Origin of the sequence: Bacillus sp. COPE52 (assembly GCF_003355115.1) — a bacterium.
GTDB lineage: Bacteria > Bacillota > Bacilli > Bacillales > Bacillaceae_G > Bacillus_A > Bacillus_A toyonensis.
Genome location: NZ_CP031292.1, coordinates 1176370 through 1195580, shown reverse-complemented (window position 1 = coordinate 1195580; position 19211 = coordinate 1176370). Strand labels below are relative to the sequence as shown.

The window sequence follows — 19211 nt, the reverse complement described above, 5'->3', positions numbered from 1 at the left end:
TCAATCCTTATTTACCCCAACGAAGAGCTACTGCTCCCCATGTTAATCCACCGCCGAAACCAACAAGTATAATTAAATCACCGTCTTGAATACGTCCATTTTGCAATTCCTCTACCATTGCAATTGGAATGGAAGAAGCTGATGTATTACCGAACTTTTCAATTGTCATACTCATTTTTTCTTGTGGTAAATTTAATCTCTCTCTCGCAGATTCCATAATACGAATATTCGCTTGATGTGGTACTAAGAAATCCACATCCTCTTTCGTAAGACCAGCTTTATCTAACACACGAAGACAAGAATCTCCAAGTTGACGAACAGCAAATTTAAAGACTTCTCTGCCATTCATCATAACATACTCGTCTTGATAAAGATGCTTGCCGCCACTTCCGTCTGCTCCTAATTCGAAAGATAAAACGCCTCTTCCTTCTGAAACAGCTCCCATTACGATAGCGCCAGCTCCGTCTCCAAATAGTACTGCTGTGTTTCGATCATTCCAGTCTACAATTTTAGATAGTTTATCACTACCAACTACTAATACATTTTTATAAGTTCCAGTTTGAATAAATTGCTGTGCTGTAATCATTCCGTACATAAAACCCGCACACGCTGCACTTAAATCCATTGCCGCTGCGTGTTTCGCTCCAATTGCCTCTTGAATCACACAAGCTACTGCTGGAAAAGCACGATCTGGCGTTACTGTTGCCACTAAAATAAGATCGATATCCTCTCCGCTAATCCCTGCATCTTCAAGTGCTTTTTTAGAAGCCTCTACGGCCATATATGAAGTATCTATTGTCTCATCGGCAATGCGTCTTTCTGCAATTCCCGTTCTCGTACGAATCCATTCATCGGATGTATCCATTACTTTCTCTAAATCGTGATTTGTGACTACTTTTTCTGGCACATATCTTCCGATCCCTAAAATGCCCACGTTCACATCGCAGCCCTCCGTTTTATATCAATTATTATGACTTGGTACTAATTTTAAAACATAAATTTACTTTTGTCTAGAATATATTTCAGCTAAAACAGAAAGCTAGCGTTTTATTCTCTTTATTTTTCAGTAAAAACAACGAAAACATACCTTCCCCTATTCTTCCCCTTACTTCGCTCGAAATATAAAAAGACCCGAACCGCTTCTACTCACGGTTCGAGCCTCTCTCCCCTCAAAAAGAAGGGTTTTATTCTTTGTCTGCTTTCCCAAGCTCATATGCTTCATTCATAACTTTCATTAATAACTCTAACACTGGTTGTGCCTTCTCCATATCAAGCTCAATTCCATTCGAATCTAAAATTGCCTTTGCTTCTGGTAAATGCTTCATTGCGATTTGTAAAAATTGCATGCTTTTTTCGTTCATATTATACTCTTCCTCTCCATTAAAACTTTCAATTCATAATCCATACAATAGTGTAACACGTGCACTATCCTTCGTATAACTCTTTATATTTTTTCATATGTGCCAATTGTTTATTTAAACCGTATTCTAACGGGGTATTTCTTTTTATCGGAATATCCTCGGCCGCTTCATCTCTTTCTTCCTTATTATTTTTATTCACTTTATCATCTGCACGTAAAAGATTCATCCCTTTTTCCCATAACGACCGTTTACCACTAAGTAAATTGTATATACCGAGATGCTCTCCGTTCGTTCCATTTCCCCATAAGTATTCGCATACATCTTCAATGTAAAGTAAATCGCTTCCTTTTTCCTCACTCGTACAACGGCACTCTTTCTCATCCAGTTCTGATAAAATGAGCTGATGATACATCATAAAGGATGGTTGCCACGGACCATATAATGTAGGAACTCGAAATACACTATATTGTAATTCCCCTTTTTTTAACCCTTCTTCTACTTTCGAAAATAGGCGTTTATTTTCGGATTCCCCTGTGCATCCTACCTCAATAGAAGAAATTAGATTTAGCTTTACTTTATTTTCTTCACACATTTTTATAATCCGCTTTAAATATTGTAATATGACTCTTTCATTCCGAAAGCCACTTTGCTGGTTTGGTTCACACAAACAAAAGTAAACTGCATCGAAATTCTCTTCCTCTACTGATCTCCATCCATCTTCATCTCTTATTGGATAGTACGTAAATAAAGCGTTTCGCCCAATTAACAATAACTTCTCTTCATTAATTTTTGTCATACTATCGTATTCATCAAAATCAAGACCATACACTTCTACTTCTTCTGCAATCATTTTATTCACAAGGTGATAACCTACAAACGTAAGTGCACCTATAATCAGCACGCGTTCCATACCACCAACCCTTTCCCCTTGAAACAAATAGCTCCTCATTTATGTATATGGGAGCCTCACAATTCTTCTTCATATTTTTTAAAGAAATCCGTTGTTTGTCTAACCATTTTATATTTCACATCTTGGAGATGGAATAAGACAGAAGTATCACATTGATTGAATTGCCTCATTTTCTCGTATTTACGTAACAATTGTTTTCTTCCTCTTTTTTCTTGTGTTGATACGAAAATTTTAACAGGTACACAAGACGGAAGAAGCGTAAATGATTTCTTATTTATTTTTGATTCTAATTCTTCTTCTTTGGAATCGTACGCCAAACTTAATTCCTTCACTAATCTTTTGTAAAAAAACTTATGCTCTTTTTCGAACTCCACATATTCTGGCAAATCTAAACACGGATTTAACATAATGACAGAACGTATACTTTCAGGGTATTTGTTCATCATTTCAAGCGCTACAAGCGCACCCATACCATCTGCCATAATGTGCATTTTCGTATTTAATGTCTCTTTTCTCAAAACAACATCATATAAACGTTTCGCTAGACGAACAGATTGGTCATTCCCCCAGTGTCTTCCATATAAATTAGAAGAAAAGACCGTGTAGCCTTCCTCAATAAGGCCATGTAAAAAATAAGATCTTCCCGCATGCTGTGTCCATAAACTTGTACCATTCTCAATAAAGTAGTTGTAATCACCGAGGAGCATAACTGAAAACCCATTTGGCTTCTCCGGTAAATAAATGACACATGGTTCTTTTTCTAAGTAAAAAAAACGTTCCGTAATACTCATTTTTCCCCCGCCTTATTTTCTAAACGTATAAAACCACTCTTTTATAATGTATGAACGGAATGCAAATTTGCGTTGAAAAATCTACAAATATTTTTCTATATTCTTTTTTCAATTGTGTTACAATAAGGACAGATTGAACGAATAGAGGTGTAAAATATGCGTTTCATTTGGGCATTAATTTGGTCGTTCGCGCTTGTACATATGATGAGCTACGTAATCGGCTCTATGACTGGCGGTACATACGATTTTAACCAAGCGTCTATTTTCTCAGTTGTTCTTGCGGTATTAGTATTAGCGATTTCAGCTGCAATTCCAAACGAGCCAGTAGAACAACACTAAAAAGAGTCCGGATTTTATCCGAACTCTTTTTTATTTTCATTTCACATGAACAACTAATTCGTTATTTTCTACATCAACAACTACGTGACTATTATCCGTAATTGTGCCTGCAATTAATTCTCTCGCTAATTTCGTCTCAACTTGACGCTGCACATATCGTTTTAACGGACGAGCTCCGTACATCGGATCAAATCCAGCTTCTACAACAAATTCTTTCGCTGCGTCTGTTAATTCTACCGTAATATGACGGTCAGCTAAACGACCTTGTAATTCTTTTACAATTTTATCAACAATACCTTTAATTTCATTCGTTGTAAGAGGCTTGAATAAAATAATTTCATCGACACGATTTAAAAACTCTGGTCGGAAATGTCCTCTTAATTGTCCCATGACAAGTTCTCTTGATTCCTCTTTAATGGAACCATCTGCTTCTAATCCATCTAATAAATGAGCAGATCCAATATTTGAAGTCATAATAATAACCGTGTTTTTAAAGTCTACTGTACGTCCTTGCGAATCTGTAATGCGTCCATCATCTAACATTTGTAATAAAATGTTGAATACTTCTGGATGCGCTTTTTCGATTTCGTCTAACAAAATAACGGAATACGGTTTACGTCTTACTGCTTCCGTTAATTGACCGCCCTCTTCATATCCAACATATCCAGGAGGTGCACCAATTAAGCGTGACACAGCATGTTTCTCCATGTACTCAGACATGTCGATACGAATCATTTGCTCTTCACTATCGAATAAAGACTGTGCTAACGTTTTTGCAAGCTCTGTTTTACCAACACCAGTTGGTCCTAGGAAAATGAAAGAACCAATCGGGCGATTCGGGTCTTTAATACCAGCCCGCGCACGAAGAACTGCATCTGATACTAAGCTTACCGCTTCCTCTTGTCCGATGACACGCTCTGATAAAATTTGCTCTAATCGTAATAATTTCTCACGTTCACCTTCAACGAGTTTTGCGACAGGAATGCCAGTCCAGCGTGAAACAATATCAGCAATCTCTTCTTCACTGACTTCCTCGCGTAATAAACGATTTTCTTGTTTATTATGTGCGCTCATTTCTTCTGCTTCTTTTAACTCTTTTTCAATTGTAGGAATTTTTCCGTGACGAAGTTCAGCTGCTTTATTTAAATCGTAATTACCTTCTGCTTCTCCTAATTCACGGCGCAGACGCTCTAAATGTTCACGTAAGTCACGAACTTTGTGAATATCTTCTTTTTCTTTCTCCCATTTCGCTCTCATGCTACTTGCAACTTCTTTTAAATCCGATAATTCACGTTGCAATGTTTTCAGACGTTCTTGGCTACCAAAGTCCTTCTCTTTTCCAAGAGCGGCTTCTTCAATTTCCAGCTGCATAATACGGCGCGTTACTTCATCTAATTCTGTTGGCATAGAATCAATTTCTGTACGAATTGTTGCGCACGCTTCGTCAACAAGGTCAATTGCTTTATCCGGTAAGAAGCGATCTGAAATATATCGATCTGATAAAACAGATGCTGCTACAATCGCGCGGTCATGAATATTTACACCGTGATAAATTTCAAAACGCTCTTTTAAACCACGTAAAATGGAGATTGTATCTTCAACAGTCGGTTCCTCTGCTAATACTTGTTGGAAACGTCTTTCTAACGCTGGGTCTTTCTCAATATATTTACGATATTCATCTAATGTCGTTGCCCCGATACAATGCAGTTCACCACGAGCAAGCATCGGTTTTAACATATTCCCTGCGTCCATCGCACCTTCTGTTTTACCAGCACCGACGATTGTATGAAGTTCATCAATGAATAATAAAATACGGCCTTCACTCTTTTTAATTTCATTTAATACAGCTTGCAGGCGCTCTTCAAATTCACCACGGAATTTTGCTCCGGCTACAAGTGCACTCATATCTAATGCAAAGATTGTTCTATCTTTTAACCCTTCTGGTACATCTTTTTTCACGATACGCTGTGCTAATCCTTCAACAATTGCTGTTTTACCAACACCTGGCTCACCAATTAAAACAGGGTTGTTTTTCGTTTTACGTGAAAGAATGCGAATAACGCGGCGAATTTCACTATCTCGTCCGATAACAGGATCAATTTTCCCTGCTCTCACTTCCGCCACTAAATCACGGCCATATTTTTCTAACGCTTCATAAGTTGCTTCTGGATTTTGACTAGTCACTCTTTGATTCCCCCGAACTGTCATTAAAGACTGTAATAAGTTATCTTTCGTAATATGCAATCTTGTAAATAAATGATTGATATCGCCTTTTTCTTCAGAAAAAGCAAGCAATACATGTTCTACTGAAATGTAATCATCCTGCAGTTTTTCTGCTTCTTTCCCTGCTCTTACAAGCAGTTGCTGCAGATTGCTTGTTATATACAATTTCCCAGCTTCTGCTCCGCTTCCCGTTACAGAAGGTTTCTTTTTAATTACATTTTCTACATCTTGCTTCAATGCTTCTATATCAACATTCATTTTTTGAAATATACGTACTGCTAATCCATCTTGCTCCTCTAATAATGCAAGTAATAGATGAACAGTATCCACCTCTTGGTGATGATGAGATACCGCTAAAGATTGGGCACTCATAATCGCCTCTTGTGTTTTCGTTGTCATTTGATTTAAGTCCATCTTTACAGCCCTCCAAAAGTTTGACTTTCTTTGACCTTTGATTTGATTATACGCCAACTTACTTTTTTATACAATAAATTTGCCTATGTATTTTCAAACTTATTATTGGAAAAAGAAAAAGGGAGCATTCATTATGCTACTTAAAAAAGTACAGTAAATGAAATTATATTATGTAACAAAAAAAGCCGCAATAAAGATTGCGGCTTCTGTTACGGTTTTCTTTTATATGTCCACTGACGGTTATGATTCGTGTTATCTGGAAACTTTTCACCGGCAGTTAATTGTACCATTTGCGGATTTTTTACCATACTTCCCGTTTCACCAATTTCTACGTAAACGCCATCATTTGGCGCTTTTTGTCCAGAACGAAACCTGCGATTTTGTCCCATCTTCATTCTCCTTCCATGACGTCTTGCCTCATTAGTATATCCATTTTAAAAGAAAGCTTTTCTGTCATGTTTAGGAAACAAGTACTACAGTTCACCGATTTACAATATATATAATTACACAAGCTTAAGCAGGGATTACTTCCTTACTTGTAGAAAAAAAAGAAACCAACCTACCTGTAGGCTAGCTTCAAAGGAGAGTCAAACATATACGAGAAGATTACATGTTTATTATAAGCCTCCTCATACGGGCAATGTAACCCTTTTCACAATTTGTACATAATGAAAGAAACATTGTTTGAACTTTCTAAAAAAATATTGACTTTTCTTGATTTCCAACGAGAAATAGTAGACACCACCGTACTTTGCGACGTAAGATGGATATATAGTGAACTTTCCATCTATGGTGGTCTCACCCAGTCTAACCTCTTATTTCTGCATATTAAAAACGGAAATACAGATAGATACAAAAAAATTATTATAAGAGGTGAAATTATGAGTAAACAACATTTAATCGCATTAGACTTAGACGGCACTTTATTAACAGACAACAAAATAATTTCCACTCGAACGAAACAGACAATTACAAAAGCAAAGGAACAAGGGCATATCGTCGTCATTTCAACAGGACGTCCATTCCGTGCTAGTTTTGATTATTATAAAGAACTTAATCTTAATACACCGATTGTAAACTTTAATGGTGCTTACGTGCATCACCCTCTTGATTCAAATTGGGGCACACATCACTCTCCACTTGAGCTAGCAACAGCCCAAGAAATTGTCCGAGCTTGCTTTGATTTCGGCGTAAAAAATATATACGCTGAAGTGATGGATGATGTGTACGTTCGTGAAATTGATGAAGATAAAAAACACATTTTCGAATTTGGTTCTCCAAAGATTTTCACAGGAGATTTATTAAATATTTTAAACGACCATCCGACTTGTTTATTAATTGACGCACACGATGATCATTCCGTTGCAATTCGTCAACATTTAACTGATATGCACGCTGAAGTGATCGATCATAGAAAATGGGGCGCACCTTGGCCAATTATTGAAATTGTAAAAAGTGGATTAAATAAAGCGGTCGGATTGCAAAAAATTTCTAGTCATTACAACATTCCAAAAGAGCGCATTATCGCTTTCGGTGATGAAGATAATGATTTTGAAATGATTGAATTTGCTGGTCACGGTATCGCAATGGGTAATGCAATACCTGAATTAAAATCACTCGCCAATCATACGACATTAACAAATGAAGAAGATGGCATCGCTCTATATTTAGAAGAGGTTCTTGGATTGTAATCTAAAAATTCCCTGCTTATAGTTTCTCGCCAAACGCTCATACTATAATTAGACGCCGAGTTAACGCGTCGATTGTTTTCAGCTAAATAAAGGGGGTTTTTCGAATGGGTAAAAAGAACAAATCAAAACGTTTTATCCAACAAGGAGCCGATGCTGTTATGAAGCATGATGCAAGATTCCCGTACAGAGGTACATTAGCTGAGGCAGAAAAAGCGAGAAGTAACTCTTCTTTTGGAGGGGTTTAAATGGGGAACTTACTATTCCAACAAGCTAGAGATGCTGTTGCAAATGCCGTATCTTGTTCAAGCGGCGCTGAACAACAAGATCTCGTATATACAGCAAAAAACGCTTTGCAATCCGCTTATGCAAACTCTTCAACTGCTGAGAAAGTTCAGCTACGCGAGATGCAGGAGCAGTTGCAAAACATTACGAATTTGCATTAAAAAAGAGGACCAGCTTTGGTCCTCTTTAATCTTTTCGAAACAATCCGAATACCCCGACCGTTTGCAGTATATTTGTGAACGCACCTGGGTCTACTTGTTTAATAACCCTTTCTAATTCGTACAACTCGTAACGAGTAATAACCATCATTAACATTTCCTTATTTTCATTTGTGTAAGCACCTGTTGCAGGTATAGTTGTAATCCCTCTCACTAACCGTGAGTGAATCGCCTTTCGTACGTCTGCACCATTTTTCGTAACGATTAACGCTGTGATTTTCACATGGCGAGTATGGATGGCATCAATAATTCTCGTTGATACATATAAAGTTACTAACGTATATAACGCTTTCTCCCACCCATATACATAACCCGCAGCGATAATAATAATTGCATTAAAAAAGAAAAAGTATGTACCGACAGGTTTATCTTTTATCTTAGATAAAATCATCGCAATGATATCTAAACCACCTGTAGAAGCACCCCATTTTAACGCAACCCCTACCCCAATCGCTGAAATAATGCCGCCAAAAATTGCATTTAGTATAATATCGTTCGAAACCGCTCGAACTGGGATAATTTCTAAAAACAAGGTCATAAATATAACGCATAGAAAACTAAAAAACGTAAAAGCCTTCCCAACCTTTTTCCACGCTAAAATAACGACAGGAATATTAAACAAACTAAACAATACTCCTGTAGATATATGAATAGATAAAAAATCACCTAATATTTGTGATAATAATTGAGACAATCCAGCAAAGCCACTCGCGTACACTTTCGCTGGTGTTAAAAACAAATTCATTCCAATCGCATTTAATAAGCCTGCGATAATTACAACGATTAATTTCTTAATAAGTTCGGTATAATTCAACTTCAAATCCATCTCTAATCCACCTTTACCCTTCATAAATGCACCGCTATACATAGTCTTTACGAAAAAGGAAATGATAAACGTACAACGTTTAGAAATGGAGTTGATACATATGCCACATACGAGTGATAACGACAAAAAAGCTCGCGATAATAATGCAAAACGCACGCAAAAAAATGAGCAAGAGCAAAAAAATATTCAGCAGGGCAAGCGCGCATATTCCAAGAAGACTGATCACCTTTGATCCCATCGTACATCAACATAATTGTTGATGTACTTTTTTTACATTTCACAGGAAAAAACATTAAAAATTCACTTCATGTTCACTTCTATATTCTACAATAGCGATAACATATTCGGATGAGGTGTTAGCATGAGAGGGAAACATATTTTCATTATTACTGCACTAATAAGTATATTAATGCTTTCTGCTTGCGGACAAAAGAATGGCTCAGCTACAGTCGCTACAGCAACAGACTCAACCATTACGAAGAGCGACTTCGAAAAACAATTGAAAGATCGTTACGGAAAAGACATGCTATACGAAATGATGGCATACGACGTTATTACGAAAAAATATAAAGTATCTGACGATGATGTAGATAACGAGGTCCAAAAAGTAAAAAATCAATTTGGAGACCAATTCAAAGGATTTTTAGAAAACAATCGTTTAAAAGATGAGGCTGATTTCAAAAATCAAATGAAGTTCAAACTCGCTCTGCATGAAGCGGTTAAGAAAAGCGTTACAGAAAAAGACGTGAAAGACCACTATAAACCAGAAATTAAAGCGAGTCACATTTTAGTAAGCGATGAAAATGCAGCGAAAGAAATAAAGAAAAAACTAGACGCTGGTGCTTCATTTGAAGAATTAGCAAAACAAGAATCACAAGATCTACTATCAAAAGAAAAAGGCGGAGACCTCGGATACTTTAATTCAGGTACAATGGCGCCTGAATTTGAAACAGCTGCCTACAAACTAAAAGTTGGCGAAATTAGCAATCCCGTCAAATCAACGAACGGCTATCACATTATTAAATTAACTGATAAAAAGGATTTAAAGCCTTACGATGAAGTGAAAGACTCCATTCGTAAAAACTTAGAAGAAGAACGTATCGCTGACCCTACATTCAGTCAAAAACTATTACAAGACGAATTAAAAAAGGCAAATATTAAAATAAATGATAGTGAATTAAACGATACATTTTCTCTTATATTTGAGCGGGGAAACTAAAAAAGCACGGTCTTATTTAAAAAGATAAGACTGTGCTTTTTTTATTTCATGTTTTATTGCTTGTATTCTAGCCTATGATACATTCTTCTGCATAGCAAACAAATACTTGCTTTTCCGAACGTAAAGATACTATATAATACTCATCTTCAAAATGCCCTACTATATAACCCATTTCCCCCGCCAGTTCAATTGTTTCTTTATTGAAATATACTCTTGTCCGATCAAATTTCATATACTTTATGATACTCTCTAACTCATTTTCGTTTACTTCCTTTTCAGAGAAAAGGAACATGAGGCTTCCCTCCATACATACAGGAGAAATCACATCGAAAATATCAGTTGCAGGATCATACTGGTTTATTAAAATTGCGCTCTTTACGATCGACTTTTTCCAGTTTAACTCTTTTAATTCTTTTTCCCAAATATAATTTTGCACCTTTGTTAATTCTTCTTGAACCCCTTCACAATTCACTAAAAGATATAAATGAAATTTCGACATCATTGTTTCCATAAATTGTTCCATGCTTGTATCAACATCAACTATATATCTATTAATTGTTGATAACAAATTCAAAATTTTATCATTTTCAAAATTATCATGCTCATCTAATACTAGAAAATATTCGTTTTTTTCCGTTGCAGGTTTGTGTATTTCAATATATTTATCCATATTTTCTCCTTATATCCGAATGGATTGTCCGCTGCAATTCCTTTTGCTTCGCTCTTTAAGACGTTACCCCATGCAGCATATTCATACGTTGCGACAACTTCTCTATTTTGATCTGTCATCGCAATTACATCACCACGAGAATTATAATGATAATATACCGATTGATCTTGTATTTTCATTGCTAGGCGGACACCGTCTTTGTTGTAAACGTATATGCCCCATCCTAAATCTGTAAAAAACTTTGCAACAGAGCCATCTGCTTCATTCCATGTGTATATAAAAGGAAGAAGACATTTTCTCGCCTCTTCCCTTAATTTTATAATCTATTAATGTTTCAATTTGCTCTGTTTCCATTCGCGTTAATCCATACGCCAATAATAAATTCAAGAGAAAACTATTTACTTACGCAAAAGCACATCAATATCTTCCTTGAATTTCAAAATACAAATTATTAATAAAACAAGTAAAGTAGCTATATTAAGAACATTAAAGATATACCAAAAAAACAACACTCCTATCAGTACATCAGATATAAATCCTTCCCTGACATTTTTTAAATATTGATTGAATTCTTTTGAAGACAGCATAACTTTCTCTAGTATAAATATGGTAATGCCAGCAAGAAAGAAGACTATCTTTTTCAAATCCGAAGGCTGATCTACTAAAACATAAGCTACTATATATATAAATAGCAAATCAATAATTCTGAACCTTTTAAGCATATTCTTCACTTTTACCATTTGGCTTTCTTCCATTTCCCTTTTGATTTACCTTCGTCATATTTTAAATACCACTGTTTAGAATTCAATTTTTTTCTATAAGTTAAAGTAATTTTAGTACCTGGTTCTGGGACTGGCTTTATAAATTTTCCCCCAACATAATAGCCCCCTACTATCTCTAAACTCTTCTGTCGACTTGGAGCTTTTATATATTTTAAACCAATGTTCTTAACTACATTACCAGCATTAAAACTGACAACTGCTCTCGCAATTTGTCCTGAATAATAATTAAATTTAGTTTGCTTATAACTTCTTTGGTAATATTCATGCTTACCTTTTTTCCAATATTTATATCCACTTACAACTTTTTTGCCTTATACCCATCCGGATCCACCGATAAGAACACACCATGATCCGGATTGTAGTAACGAGCGATCAAGTAATACATACCCATTTCTTTATCATACATGTATCCTGCATATCCGAATGGATTGTCCGCTGCGATTCCTTTTGCTTCGCTTTTTAATACGTTACCCCATGCATCATATTCATAGCTTGCGACTATTTGTCCATCTTTGTCGGTCATTGCTATTACGTCACCGCGCGGGTTGTAGTGGTAGTATACCGATTGATCTTGTATTTTCATTGCTAGGCGGACGCCGTCTTTATTGTAAACGTATTGACGGAGGACTTTTCCGTTTCCGTTATTTTCCCATCAGAACTTTCATGTTTAATCTTCGTACGTTTTCCTGTTTTGTCATACTCATATTTCTCTAATAGTAGCATTTGCTTTGGTGTTGCAATAGCTAAATCCGATAGTTTCCCTGTTTGATCATAATTATACGTTGCACTAGCATCATTCGGTGCGATATACGTACGTACGTGGCCGTTCTCATCTGTTTTCATTCTTACAATTAACAATTTAAAGAATTTTCTGATGGTCTTCAATATAAAAACGACAATATTGTGTCTTTTTTCTAAAAATGTATATTTTCCGACAATTTACCATTTTATATTCTTTTTTCCTTATAAATACAGTAAAATATTTGTAGATTAAACGTTTTATTACACCTTATTTACTTTTTATCTACTTTATAATAAAAAAAAGAACTATTTTTTCTCTTAAAAATTTAGAGAAAAAATAGTTCTTTTTCATTCACTTTATTTCTTAAAGTAAGTCCAACCTTCTTCTTGGTAAATCTTTTCTTCTTTCATCATTTTACCAAGCGCACGCTTAAACGCAGCTTTACTCATATTGAAACGTTCTTTAATGTCTTCTGGGTGGCTCTTATCCCAAAACGGCATTGCTCCGCCTCTTTCTTCCATATATTCATAAATTACTGCAGCATCATCTTCCATTCCTTCTTCTTTACGAGGAAGAAGTGAAATGTTGATTGTACCGTCATCTTTCACGTCAATAATACGACCTGTTACACGCTCACCGATGCGGACTTGTTCTTTTCTTTCTGTATGGTGTAAGAAAGCACGGAAATGCTCATCAGTTAGTATGAATGAACCAACTTGAAGTGAACGATACACACGTCCATTGACGTTTTTATTACGCATAGATGGCGTCGCATCTACGATAATTTCTTGCATATCACTGTCTCTTGCTGGAAGAGCGATTAAACGATCACGATTCGTTAATTTTAACGTACAATATAATTCGTCGCCTACTTCTGGCCATACTGGCATATAAATCGGGAACTCATCAAGTGGAATTAGTATATCTTTTGATACACCAATATCAACAAACACACCTAAACTAGGAATAACTTCTACAACCTTTACCCAATTCCAATCATGTGTTGTAATAATTGGTTCCTTCATTGTTGCTGAAATACGATTTTGATGATCAAGGTATAAGAATACATCAATCGTATCGCCTTCTGCAATTTCTCCAGCTACTTCGTTTTTATGTAGGAAGATTTCTTCCTCTTCGTTTCCAACCATATATCCGATTTCCGTTTCGCGTAAAACAGTTACCTGTTCAATCGATCCTAATTGCAAATACATATTTTTTAATTCCCTTCTATATATATAAAGTTATCTTTTTTATCATTCCAAACAAAAGTTAATTATAACACGATTTTTCCTTTATTTGTCCAACTGCCCAAAATTCACTATAATAAAGTGAAGCTACATGAATATCAGTATGAAAACACTTAAGTCTAAGCTCGTTTTCAGCTATACTTTAGTATGTACAGTACATAAAAAGATTAGAAATTTATTTGGAGGTGCTAACTATGGCAAAAGATAGTTCTTTTGACATCGTTTCGAAAGTAGAATTACCTGAAGTAACAAACGCAATTAACATCGCATTAAAGGAAATCCAAAACCGATATGACTTTAAAGGAAGTAAAAGTGATATTAAACTAGAAAAAGAAGTACTTGTTTTAACTTCTGACGACGAGTTCAAATTAGACCAAGTAAAAGACGTTTTAATTTCTAAACTTGTAAAACGTAACGTTCCAATTAAAAACTTGGACTATGGAAAAGTGGAAGCTGCGACTGGTAACACTGTTCGCCAACGCGCAACGTTACAACAAGGTATCGATAAAGATAACGCGAAAAAAATTAACAACATCATTAAAGAAATGAAATTAAAAGTGAAAACACAAGTACAAGATGATCAAGTACGTGTTACAGCGAAAAGCCGCGATGACTTACAAGCAGTAATCGCAGCCGTTCGCAGTGCTGACTTACCGATTGACGTACAATTCATTAACTATCGCTAAAAAGAAAACTCCTCTTAATTAGAGGAGTTTTTGTATTTATTAAGAGCAGCACCATATCGCTTTATCAAATGATTTTTTCGGAATATATACTTTATCATTTTCGATTTTGTATTGAATATTATTTTTCTTAAGAGCTGCTGTGTCAACAGAATGAATACTATCACCCCACCGAACAAATTCCCTATCGTCACCGATGTCCCCAAAATACAAACTTACAAATACGATAAGAAGACATGAACATAGAGCGAGCAACTTCTTTTTCTGCAAATATCTCACCTCATCTGTGTTTCCTTTTAACCGCAATTAAAAACGCAATAAATAATACGTTCACACCGACGATTAAGGAGATAAATAACCAATTCACACCTGTTTCTTTACTAACAGTATACACATTCGATTCTTCGCGCTTTAAAACGAGATAGAACTTCCCGTTTTCTTCTCTTATAATTTCGTCTTCTAACAATCCTCTTAACTGTTGTTTTTCACCAATTGCACTTGCAGGTAAGGCAACTTTTTGTGTTTCTTTCGTATTATTAATTGCTACTAATGTTACTTCATCTTTGTACTTTCGTTTTAATATACTCATTCCATCTTTATCATATAAAAGTTCAAACGTACCACGTCGTAAAGATGGTCTCATTTGTCTAAGTTCGCCAAGCTTTGTTATGTGCTGCATAAACTTTTCATCTGATTTAAAATCCATTAATCGGCGATTATCCGGTACGCTTCCTCCATCTAATGCGATTTCAGTTCCGTAATAAAAATTCGGAATCCCTGGTGATGTTAATAAATAGGTAAGAGCTAGTTTCAAACGTGATGGCGGATAATACATATTTTCTTTTGCGATACGTGCAAACCTTTTTGTTTCTTGATTATCTAAAAACGTAACAAACTCCTCTTCTTTTTTACTCACATCATATAACGATTTCACCGATACATCCGCTTCGGAAAACGATTCTACTATTTTTTCATTGTATTCACTATCTTCTTTTGTCATAATACGAAAATCTTTCTTTATCACTTGCATATCCTTTTGAACGTCACCCCAGAAAGAACGCGGCTTTTTTTCACTATGTATTACATAACTTCCATCTAAATCGACTTCTTTTACCCACCATTTCATCGAGTCGATTACTTGTTGTTCGTTTTCTCCAAATGGAAATTGAAATACAACTTTCATTCCTTTTTCGTGAGCTTCTTTTACAAGCTCTTTCACATCATTTTCTGTTCCGAAATGTTCATTTACTTTTTGAAAATTTCGCACGTCTAATCCATCATACTGTCCACTTTCAAAAAGCGGCGAAAGCATAACAGTCGTAAAACCCATTTCTTTTATATAATCCAGCCTTTTTATAATCCCTCTTATATCTCCGCCCTGATAACCTTCTAAATTACCAACGTCTAACTGCTTGTCATTTTTCGGTTCTCCATTATTGAAGCGATCAATCATAATCGAATATATGACTTCATCTCGCCACTCTCTTTTTTCATCTGCAAAAGTATGTATTGGTACAAACAAAACGACAGCTAAACAAAAACAAATGAATAGGTTCCTAGTCCATATTTTTTCCACACGCATCCCCCAAGTTTTTTAATTGTAAGAATATTATACCAATTATCCAAGCAAATCGCATACGCTGATTTCATTCCTTCAAAAATACATAATGTTAGATTTTCTTACATGATTAATAAAATTTTCTAAAAATTCAGTTGATTTTCTCCTCAATTTCGAATATGATATGAAACATAACAAACAATGTAATATTTTCTAACATTACAGGAGGGGATTGAATGAATACGGGAGATACAGTTTTTATGTTTGTAACGACAGTAATGGTCATGTTAATGACACCAGGATTAGCACTTTTTTACGGAGGCATGGTTCGTAGTAAAAATGTATTGAGCACAACGATGCACAGCTACAGCGCAATGGCTATCGTCTCAATTCAGTGGATTGTAATCGGTTATTCTTTATCTTTCGGACCAGATTGGCACGGACTTATAGGCAATCTCGATTGGTTCGGCTTAAACGGAGTTACCTACGTACCAAATCCAGACTACTCATCTACTATTCCTCACAATTTATTTATGATGTTCCAACTCATGTTCGCTATTTTAACTCCAGCTTTAATTTCAGGTGCATTCGCTGAAAGAATGCGTTTTTCTGCCTTTCTTATTTTTATTCTTCTATGGACAACACTCGTTTACAATCCCGTCGCTCATTGGGTATGGGGCGTTGGCGGATGGCTAAGAGAACTTGGCGCGTTAGACTTCGCTGGTGGTAATGTCGTTCATATCACTTCTGGTGTTGCCGGTCTTGTATTAGCGATCTTCCTCGGAAAACGAAAAAACATAAACGGTACCTCTCCTCACCATTTACCATTTACGATGTTAGGTGCAGGTTTACTATGGTTCGGGTGGTTCGGTTTTAACGTCGGGAGTGCATTATCATTAAACGACGTCGCTTTAACTGCATTTATTAATACAAATATAGCCGCCGCTGCCTCTGCTCTAACTTGGATGCTATCTGAATGGTTCTTCCAATCGAAACCGACTGCGATGGGAGCTGCTTGCGGGGTTGTTTCCGGTTTAGTCGCAATTACGCCAGCTTGCGGATTTGTTACACCTTTCTCCGCCCTTCTTATCGGAGCAATCGGGGGCGTATTATGTTTCGGTGCTGTCTTCTTCTTGAAAACGAAATTTGGGTACGACGATACACTTGATGCATTCGGATGTCACGGCATCGGAGGAACTTGGGGCGGTATTGCAACTGGACTTTTCGCAACTACTACTGTAAACGGTGATGGCGCTAACGGTCTGTTTTACGGAAACGCAGCTTTACTATTTAAACAACTTGTCGCAATCGGAGCAACATATGCATTCACAATTATAATGACATACGCCATTATTAAAGCGATCAACTACTTCCTCCCTGTTCGGGTAGATGAGCACGAAGAACATATGGGACTTGATATTTCGATGCACGGTGAGAAGGCTTATGAGTATACTGAGCGAGTGAATTAAAAAAGAGATGCAATCTACTACTAGTAGATTGCATCTCTTTTTATTATACTGTCGGTGGTATACCCTAGTTGGTATATTCATGAATATATCAGCGATTATTCGGATATATCGACGATTTTTTAAATATATCAGCGATTCTTTCATTATATCGACGTTTCGACACAAAATATCGATTTACCAACAAATTCCGACATGATAAAAACGAAAAATACCCCGTGTAAAGCTTATTTTACACATAAAAAGACGACCGAAAACCGGTCGTCTTTTTCTATTTATTTCGGAGCATTCCCTACATATTGCGTAATATCAACATTTAACGCTTGAGCTAAACGCATACCGTACTCTTGATCTGCACGGAAGAAGTTACAAACAGCTAATAATTTCGTGCGCTCATTTACGTCTTTTAAGTCGTTTGTTAAGTTTGCAATTAAGTTATCTTGCTCTTCTTTAGAAAATGAACGGTAACGCTCCCCTGCTTGTTTGAAGTCATTTGGTTTCTCAATTTTTTCACGAGATACGTAGCCTTCTACTTTCATAGTTGAATCGCGGTAAGTTGGATCTTCAACCGGATTTTCCGTATGACGGCTCGGTTCGTAGTTTACCGTAGATGGGTTTTGATTTACTTGCATTGCACCATCACGTTGTTGGTTATGAACAGCTGCATATGGGCAGTTTACAGGAATTTGTAAGTAGTTTGCACCAAGGCGATAACGCTGTGTATCTGGGTAAGAGAATAAACGTCCTTGTAATAATTTATCTTCAGATGGTTCAATACCATTTACAGTTGCACTCGGAGAGAACGCCACTTGTTCTACTTCCGCAAAGAAGTTTTTCGGATTACGATTTAACGTCATTGTTCCTACTTCCATTAATGGGAAACGATCTTCGGGCCATACTTTCGTTGGATCTAGTGGATCAAAGTCTAAAGAATCCGTTTCATCTAGTTGCATCACTTGTACGTGTAAATCCCACTTCGGATAATTTCCTTTTTCGATTGCATCGAACAAGTCACGAGTTGCATGGTTGAAGTCTTTCCCTTGCACTTCTTGCACTTCTTTTGCATTTAAGTTACGTACACCTTGCTGTGGTTTCCAGTGATATTTAATGTAGACGATTTTACCTTCTGCATTAATCCATTTAAATGAATGGACACCGAAACCTTCCATTTCACGATAACTCGCTGGTGTACCGTAATCAGAAAATACCCACGTCATCATATGTGTAGATTCCGGACTTAACGTCATGAAATCCCAGTAACGATCTGGCGTTTGAATGTTTGTATCAGGTGCTGGTTTTAAAGAATGCACCATATCAGGGAATTTAATTGCATCACGAATGAAGAAGACTGGTAAGTGGTTACCTACGATATCGTAATTTCCTTCTTCTGTATAAAATTTAACAGCGAACCCACGTGGGTCACGAGCTGTTTCCGGAGAACCTTGACCATGAATAACCGTTGAGAAACGAACAAATACAGGCGTTTCAGTTCCTTCATTTTGTAAAAATGCGGCTTTCGTATATTGCTTCATGCTGTTTTTCGTTACGAATACACCGTGAGCACCTGCACCACGCGCATGCACAACACGCTCTGGAATACGTTCACGATCAAAATGTGCAAGTTTTTCTACTAAATGATAGTCTTCTAACAATACCGGTCCACGGCGACCAGCTGTACGAGAGTTTTGATTATCTCCAACTGGAGCACCTTGGTTTGTTGTTAAGCGATTATTTGGATTCATCTGGGGATCCTCCTCTTTCTTTCGTAGTAATTATTATTTATTTAAAA

General features: G+C 36.3%; 21 protein-coding genes and 2 pseudogenes. 8 read left to right on the top strand and 15 right to left on the bottom strand.

Annotated elements, in window-relative coordinates:
• Nucleotides 1–7 precede the first annotated feature (7 nt).
• The 4 genes from fabH to DPQ31_RS05960 all read right to left on the bottom strand — a co-directional run bounded on the left by fabH (nt 8) and on the right by DPQ31_RS05960 (nt 3062).
• Nucleotides 8–940 (bottom strand): beta-ketoacyl-ACP synthase III, encoded by a 933-nt coding sequence (fabH, locus tag DPQ31_RS05975; RefSeq protein WP_001100553.1) that lies wholly within the window; start codon nt 938–940, stop codon nt 8–10.
• Between the two features lie 244 nt (nt 941–1184).
• Nucleotides 1185–1361: a ComZ family protein gene (locus DPQ31_RS05970; protein ID WP_001003338.1), complete on the bottom strand. Its 177-nt coding sequence runs from the start codon at nt 1359–1361 to the stop codon at nt 1185–1187.
• A gap of 64 nt (nt 1362–1425) precedes the next feature.
• The gene (locus tag DPQ31_RS05965) at nt 1426–2298 is read right to left on the bottom strand and encodes an NAD-dependent epimerase/dehydratase family protein (RefSeq protein ID WP_000486174.1); all 873 of its coding nucleotides are present in this window, start codon (nt 2296–2298) and stop codon (nt 1426–1428) included.
• A 29-nt stretch (nt 2299–2327) separates the two neighbouring features.
• A complete protein-coding gene (locus DPQ31_RS05960; protein ID WP_000028709.1) occupies nt 2328–3062 on the bottom strand; it encodes a lipase family protein in 735 nt (244 codons plus the stop codon).
• Nucleotides 3063–3218: 156 nt separating this feature from the next.
• Here DPQ31_RS05960 and DPQ31_RS05955 point away from each other — a divergent pair, with 156 nt between their 5' ends.
• On the top strand, nt 3219–3401 hold the full coding sequence (locus tag DPQ31_RS05955) for a YjzD family protein (RefSeq protein WP_001211112.1): 183 nt from the start codon (nt 3219–3221) through the stop codon (nt 3399–3401).
• 36 nt (nt 3402–3437) lie between these two features.
• On the opposite strand, the gene clpB is transcribed toward DPQ31_RS05955, so the two are convergent.
• Nucleotides 3438–6038 carry an ATP-dependent chaperone ClpB gene (gene clpB / locus DPQ31_RS05950; RefSeq protein ID WP_208731675.1) on the bottom strand — a complete coding sequence of 867 codons (2601 nt, stop codon included), beginning with the start codon at nt 6036–6038 and terminating at the stop codon, nt 3438–3440.
• Between the two features lie 209 nt (nt 6039–6247).
• Nucleotides 6248–6427: a YjzC family protein gene (locus DPQ31_RS05945; protein WP_016082481.1), complete on the bottom strand. Its 180-nt coding sequence runs from the start codon at nt 6425–6427 to the stop codon at nt 6248–6250.
• 492 nt (nt 6428–6919) lie between these two features.
• Here DPQ31_RS05945 and DPQ31_RS05940 point away from each other — a divergent pair, with 492 nt between their 5' ends.
• The 3 genes from DPQ31_RS05940 (at nt 6920) to DPQ31_RS05930 (ending at nt 8172) form a co-directional block, all read left to right on the top strand.
• The gene (locus DPQ31_RS05940) at nt 6920–7729 is read left to right on the top strand and encodes a Cof-type HAD-IIB family hydrolase (protein WP_000043171.1); all 810 of its coding nucleotides are present in this window, start codon (nt 6920–6922) and stop codon (nt 7727–7729) included.
• 104 nt (nt 7730–7833) lie between these two features.
• Entirely contained in the window at nt 7834–7974 is a 141-nt protein-coding gene (locus tag DPQ31_RS05935) for a hypothetical protein (RefSeq protein ID WP_000516816.1), read from the top strand.
• Nucleotides 7975–8172 (top strand): DUF3813 domain-containing protein, encoded by a 198-nt coding sequence (locus tag DPQ31_RS05930; RefSeq protein WP_000527396.1) that lies wholly within the window; start codon nt 7975–7977, stop codon nt 8170–8172. It abuts the gene before it with no gap.
• A 25-nt stretch (nt 8173–8197) separates the two neighbouring features.
• Here the strand turns inward: DPQ31_RS05930 and DPQ31_RS05925 are convergent, their stop codons facing one another.
• The gene (locus DPQ31_RS05925; RefSeq protein WP_000364440.1) at nt 8198–9055 is read right to left on the bottom strand and encodes a YitT family protein; all 858 of its coding nucleotides are present in this window, start codon (nt 9053–9055) and stop codon (nt 8198–8200) included.
• Between the two features lie 100 nt (nt 9056–9155).
• On the opposite strand from DPQ31_RS05925, the gene DPQ31_RS05920 reads away from it, so the two are divergent.
• Both DPQ31_RS05920 and prsA read left to right on the top strand, forming a co-directional pair.
• On the top strand, nt 9156–9287 hold the full coding sequence (locus tag DPQ31_RS05920) for a DUF3941 domain-containing protein (protein WP_001120851.1): 132 nt from the start codon (nt 9156–9158) through the stop codon (nt 9285–9287).
• Between the two features lie 129 nt (nt 9288–9416).
• Nucleotides 9417–10274: a peptidylprolyl isomerase PrsA gene (gene prsA / locus DPQ31_RS05915; RefSeq protein WP_001214219.1), complete on the top strand. Its 858-nt coding sequence runs from the start codon at nt 9417–9419 to the stop codon at nt 10272–10274.
• A gap of 67 nt (nt 10275–10341) precedes the next feature.
• On the opposite strand, the gene DPQ31_RS05910 is transcribed toward prsA, so the two are convergent.
• From DPQ31_RS05910 to DPQ31_RS05890, 5 genes and pseudogenes are all read right to left on the bottom strand, one after another.
• A complete protein-coding gene (locus DPQ31_RS05910; protein WP_016108001.1) occupies nt 10342–10944 on the bottom strand; it encodes a hypothetical protein in 603 nt (200 codons plus the stop codon).
• A gap of 11 nt (nt 10945–10955) precedes the next feature.
• Nucleotides 10956–11156, bottom strand: a pseudogene (locus DPQ31_RS05905) (RHS repeat-associated core domain-containing protein); the annotation flags it as partial.
• A 186-nt stretch (nt 11157–11342) separates the two neighbouring features.
• Nucleotides 11343–11684: a hypothetical protein gene (locus tag DPQ31_RS05900; RefSeq protein ID WP_097957166.1), complete on the bottom strand. Its 342-nt coding sequence runs from the start codon at nt 11682–11684 to the stop codon at nt 11343–11345.
• A gap of 361 nt (nt 11685–12045) precedes the next feature.
• Nucleotides 12046–12572 (bottom strand): annotated as a pseudogene (locus DPQ31_RS05895) (RHS repeat domain-containing protein); the annotation flags it as partial.
• A 252-nt stretch (nt 12573–12824) separates the two neighbouring features.
• On the bottom strand, nt 12825–13679 hold the full coding sequence (locus tag DPQ31_RS05890) for a CvfB family protein (RefSeq protein WP_000281280.1): 855 nt from the start codon (nt 13677–13679) through the stop codon (nt 12825–12827).
• A gap of 230 nt (nt 13680–13909) precedes the next feature.
• On the opposite strand from DPQ31_RS05890, the gene DPQ31_RS05885 reads away from it, so the two are divergent.
• Nucleotides 13910–14401, top strand: coding sequence for a YajQ family cyclic di-GMP-binding protein (locus DPQ31_RS05885; RefSeq protein WP_001040146.1), 492 nt, complete (start codon nt 13910–13912; stop codon nt 14399–14401).
• Nucleotides 14402–14440: 39 nt separating this feature from the next.
• On the opposite strand, the gene DPQ31_RS05880 is transcribed toward DPQ31_RS05885, so the two are convergent.
• A complete protein-coding gene (locus tag DPQ31_RS05880; protein WP_001169968.1) occupies nt 14441–14668 on the bottom strand; it encodes a hypothetical protein in 228 nt (75 codons plus the stop codon).
• A gap of 10 nt (nt 14669–14678) precedes the next feature.
• Nucleotides 14679–15974, bottom strand: a complete 1296-nt coding sequence (locus DPQ31_RS05875) for an alpha-amylase family glycosyl hydrolase (protein ID WP_000412000.1) — start codon at nt 15972–15974, stop codon at nt 14679–14681.
• 218 nt (nt 15975–16192) lie between these two features.
• On the opposite strand from DPQ31_RS05875, the gene DPQ31_RS05870 reads away from it, so the two are divergent.
• Nucleotides 16193–17425 (top strand): ammonium transporter, encoded by a 1233-nt coding sequence (locus DPQ31_RS05870; RefSeq protein WP_199631885.1) that lies wholly within the window; start codon nt 16193–16195, stop codon nt 17423–17425.
• Nucleotides 17426–17697: 272 nt separating this feature from the next.
• On the opposite strand, the gene katB is transcribed toward DPQ31_RS05870, so the two are convergent.
• On the bottom strand, nt 17698–19164 hold the full coding sequence (gene katB / locus DPQ31_RS05865) for a catalase KatB (protein ID WP_001069169.1): 1467 nt from the start codon (nt 19162–19164) through the stop codon (nt 17698–17700).
• Nucleotides 19165–19211: the final 47 nt, after the last annotated feature.